We start from the raw sequence: 4,283 nt of genomic DNA, 5'->3' as shown, positions 1-4,283 counted from the left end.
GGGGTCGTGTCGACGGCCGTGGGGTCGTGATCGCGAGCCACGACGCTGCTGTCGCGTCCGGCGCCATCGGCGCCGTGATGGCCGAGACGGTGCAGAAGGCTCAACGCTTCGCGATCGACCGGGGATACCCGATCGTGTACGTCAACGACTCCGGCGGCGCGCGCATCCACGACGGGATCCTGGCGCTGCACGGCTGTGGCGAGATCTTCGCCCTCAACGTCCACGCACAGCGACGCATCCCGCAGATCTCGCTGATCCTCGGCCCGTGCGCCGGCGCCGCGGCGTACTCCCCCGCCCTCACCGACTGGACGATCATGGTCCGCGAGCAGGGCCAGATGTTCCTCACCGGACCGGACATCGTGAAGGCGACCACCGGGGAGGACGCGAGCGCCGAGGACATCGGCGGCTCGCAGATGCACACCGAGACCAGCGGCGTCGCGCACCTCGAGGTCACCAACGAGGAGGAGGCGTTCCACGCGACGCGCCTGCTGCTCTCGTACCTGCCCTCCCACGTCGGCGCCCCGATGCCGGTCGTCGCCGCGCGCCGACCCGACCCGGTGGCGGCCGAGCGGCTGCCGTACGTCGTCCCGGACAAGGCGAGCGTCGTCTTCGACATGCGCGACGTGCTCGACGGCGTGCTCGACCACGGCCCGCGCCTCGAGCTCATGCCGGCGCACGCGCCGAGCATCCTCACGCTGTTCGGCCACCTCGACGGCCGGCCGGTGGGCGTGCTGGCCAACCAGCCGGCATCGCGAGGCGGGGTCCTCGACGCGAAGTCGTCGGTCAAGGCGGCACGGTTCATCGAGTTCTGCGGCCGGTTCGGGCTGCCGGTGGTGACCTTCGTGGACGTGCCCGGCTTCCTGCCCGGCACGGTCGAGGAGTCCCGCGGCGTGATCACGCACGGCGCCAAGCTGCTCAAGGCGTACGTCGAGACCACCTCGCCGCTGCTCACGGTCGTCGTCCGCAAGGCGTACGGCGGCGCCTACATCGCGATGGGCTCGCGTTCGCTCGGCGCCGACTACTCGTGGGCGTGGTCCGGGGCGGAGATCGCCGTGATGGGACCCGGCGGCGCGGTGGCGCTGCTGCACCGCCGCCGGCTGCGCGACGCGGAGGACCCGATCGCCGTGCGCGACGAGCTGGCGGCCGAGTACCGGGAGAACGTCGCTCGCCCGTACGTGGCGGCCGAGGCGGGCATCGTCGACGACGTGATCCTCCCCGAGGAGACCCGTGACCGCCTGGTCGACGCCCTGGCGACGCTGGGCTTCGAGGAGAGCGGCCGCGGCGGGGGTGCGCGTGTACGCCGCTAGGGCCGAGATCGTGGGCAACGTGTGGCGACTGGTTGCCCGGGAGGGTGACCGCGTCGCCGCCGGCGACGTGGTCGCGGTGCTCGAGACGATGAAGATGGAGATCCCGGTGCACACCGCGGAGCCGGGCACGGTCCGGCTCCGCGTCCGCGAGGGCGAGATCGTCCAGGAGGGCGACGTCATCGCGGAGATCGGCTGACGGCCTGCGCTCTCCGGCTCGTACGCGTTCACGCGGCATGGGCGGCGTGATAGGACGTGATCAGGGTCACACGACCTGCGTCCCGGCCGCCGACCGTACGAGGTGCTCGATGTTCTTCCCGCTGACCGTCCGCGACTTCCTCGACCGTGCCGTCACCGTCTATCCGGAGCGGATCGGCGTCGTGGACGAGCCGGACCAGCCTGCGCCGTCCTGGGGCGAGGTCACGTACGCCGAGCTCGGGCGTCGCGCGCGGTCGCAGGCGGCCTACCTCGACGACCTCGGGGTGCCGCAGGGCGCGCGGGTCGCGATCGTCTCGCAGAACTCCGCACGGCTGCTCGCGTCGTTCTTCGGCGTCTCCGGGTGGGGCCGCATCCTGGTCCCGATCAACTTCCGCCTCGCGCCCGCCGAGATCGCCTACATCGTCGAGCACAGCGGCGCGGAGGTGCTGATGGTCGACCCCGAGATCCGCGGGCTGCTCGACTCGGTCACGGCCGAGCACACGTTCGTGCTCGGCGAGGACGACGAGGCGATGTGGGCGACCCGGGGCGAGCCCGAGCCCTGGCAGGGTGACGAGTCTGCGACCGCGACCATCAACTACACCTCCGGGACCACCGCACGGCCCAAGGGCGTCCAGCTGACGCACCGCAACCTGTGGACCAACGCCAGCATCTTCGGCTGGCAGACGAGCATCAACGATCGTGACGTCTACCTGCACACCCTGCCGATGTTCCACGCGAACGGCTGGGGCATGCCCTACGCGGTGACCGGGATGGGCGGACGGCACGTGGTGATCCGCAAGATCGACGGGGCCGAGATCCTCCGGCGGGTGGAGCGCCACGGCGTCACGGTGATGTGCGCCGCCCCCGCCGTCGTCCAGGCCGTGCTCGACGCGGCGAAGACGTGGGACGGCGAGATCCCGGGCCGCGACCGGGTCCGCATCATCGTGGCCGGCGCTCCTCCCCCGACCCGCACCATCGAGCGGGTGCGCGGCGAGCTCGGCTGGGAGTTCATCCAGATCTACGGGCTGACCGAGACCGCGCCCCTGCTGACGATGAGCCGCATGCGCGAGGAGTGGGACGACCTCGAGCCGCTGGAGCAGGCCCGCCTCCTCGGCCGGGCCGGCGCCCCCGCCGTCGGCGTACGCGTCATGATCGACGACACCGGCGAGGTGCTGGCGCAGTCGAACCACAACCTCGAGGCCTACTGGGACAACCCCGAGTCGACGGCCGTCGCGCTGGCCGACGGCTGGTTCCACACCGGCGACGGCGGCACGATCGAGGACGGCCACCTCATGATCGCCGACCGCAAGAAGGACGTCATCATCTCCGGCGGCGAGAACGTCACCTCGATCGAGGTGGAGGACGCGCTCATGCTGCACCCAGCAGTACGCGAGGTGGCCGTGATCGGCATCCCGGACGAGAAGTGGGGTGAGCTCGTCACCGCCCTGGTCGTCCTCGACCCCGACGCCGGCGAGGTGGGCGAGGGCGACCTGATCGCGCACACGCGGCAGCACCTCGCCGGTTACAAGTGCCCGAAGCGGATCGAGTTCCGCGAGGAGCTCGCCCGTACGGCGACCGGCAAGCTGCAGAAGTTCAAGCTGCGCGCGCCGTACTGGGAGGGCCAGCAGCGCCAGGTCCACTGACCGCCCGCGGCCGTCGGCTTGCCGGCTCGGTCGTCACCGTTGACGGCCGAGCCACCGCGCGGGGGTCGCGGCGGCGAGCAGCTCGGGCACGGTCGCGAACTTGCGGCGGGGCCGACCCTCCAGGGCACCGTTGCGCCGCTCGGCGAGGTCGATGGCCCGCATCCGCCTCACCCCGACGACGTCGCTGCGGCGCCTGCGCAGGAGGGTGCGGAAGTCGCGAGCGGAGCCGGCGGGCTCGGGCAGCCGGCCTGCCGAGACGTCCTCGACCAGCGCCGCGACCGTCTCCTGGGCGCAGGCACGGTTGGCGCCGATCCCGCCCTTCGACCCTCTCTTGATCCACCCGACGACGTACGCCCCGGGCACCGGCTGCCCGTCGCGACCGAGCACCCGCCCTCGGGCGTTCGGGACCGAGCCGGTGACCTCGTCGAACGGCAGGCCGGGCACCGGGGTGCCGCGGTAGCCGATCGAGCGGACCACGGTCCCGGCGACGATCGTCTGCTCCGACGAGTGGTCCCCGGTGGTGTCGCGGACCCGTACGGAGGTGATCGCCTCGTCACCGTCGAGCGCGACCGGCGCGGTCCAGAACGCGAGCACCACCCGCTTGCCCGGTGGCGGATCGGCCTCCCAGGCGACGTCGACGCGACCGACGTCTCGCAGCATCGCCGCCTTGCTGCCCACGGGAGCGGCGTCAACGGCTGCCGCTGTGGCGGGGTGGTCCGCCACGACGAGGTCGACGCCGTCGATCGCGCGCATGCCGACGAGCTCGGCACGCGAGTACGCAGCCTCCTCGGGTCCTCGCCGTCCGAGCACGACCACCTCTCGTACGGCACTGCGCCGCAGCGCCTCCAGGGCGTGGTCCGCGATGTCGGTGCGCGCGAGCGCCTCCGGGTCGGTGAGCAGCACGCGAGCGACGTCGAGTGCCACGTTGCCGTTGCCGACGACCACCACCCGCGGGCTCGACAGGTCGATCTCGGCCGGTGCGCGGTCGGGCTGAGCGTTGTACCAGGCGACGACCTCGGTGGCGGACACGCTGCCCGGAAGCCCTTCGCCGGGGATGCCGAGGGTCTTGTCCGTCGCTGCCCCGACCGCGTAGACGACGGCGTGGTGGTGGGCGAGGAGCTCGGCGTGCGAGACGTCC

3 protein-coding genes and 1 pseudogene are annotated in these 4,283 nt (G+C 72.3%); 3 read left to right on the top strand and 1 reads right to left on the bottom strand.

Annotation, left to right across the window (positions count from 1 at the left end; translation table 11 throughout):
• The 3 genes from PV363_RS16160 to PV363_RS16150 all read left to right on the top strand — a co-directional run.
• A partial coding sequence (locus PV363_RS16160; protein WP_301022867.1) for a carboxyl transferase domain-containing protein occupies window positions 1-1,307 on the top strand: 1,307 nt, incomplete at its 5' end.
• Window positions 1,294-1,503: a biotin/lipoyl-binding carrier protein gene (locus PV363_RS16155; RefSeq protein ID WP_220342153.1), complete on the top strand. Its 210-nt coding sequence runs from the start codon at window positions 1,294-1,296 to the stop codon at window positions 1,501-1,503. The genes PV363_RS16160 and PV363_RS16155, both read left to right, overlap by 14 nt.
• A 109-nt stretch (window positions 1,504-1,612) precedes the next feature.
• Window positions 1,613-3,145, top strand: a complete 1,533-nt coding sequence (locus tag PV363_RS16150; protein ID WP_301022866.1) for an AMP-binding protein — start codon at window positions 1,613-1,615, stop codon at window positions 3,143-3,145.
• Window positions 3,146-3,178: 33 nt separating this feature from the next.
• On the opposite strand, the pseudogene PV363_RS16145 reads toward PV363_RS16150, so the two are convergent.
• Window positions 3,179-4,283, bottom strand: a pseudogene (locus PV363_RS16145) (4Fe-4S ferredoxin); the annotation flags it as partial.

The organism is Mumia sp., from assembly GCF_028803055.1.
Classification (GTDB): domain Bacteria; phylum Actinomycetota; class Actinomycetes; order Propionibacteriales; family Nocardioidaceae; genus Mumia.
This window is presented reverse-complemented; position numbering and strand designations above follow the sequence as displayed.

Bases quoted from the DNA above. Each gene is read 5' to 3' on its own strand.
- PV363_RS16150 (WP_301022866.1), top strand. From the start codon at position 1,613: ATGTTCTTCCCGCTGACCGTCCGCGACTTCCTCGACCGTGCCGTCACC.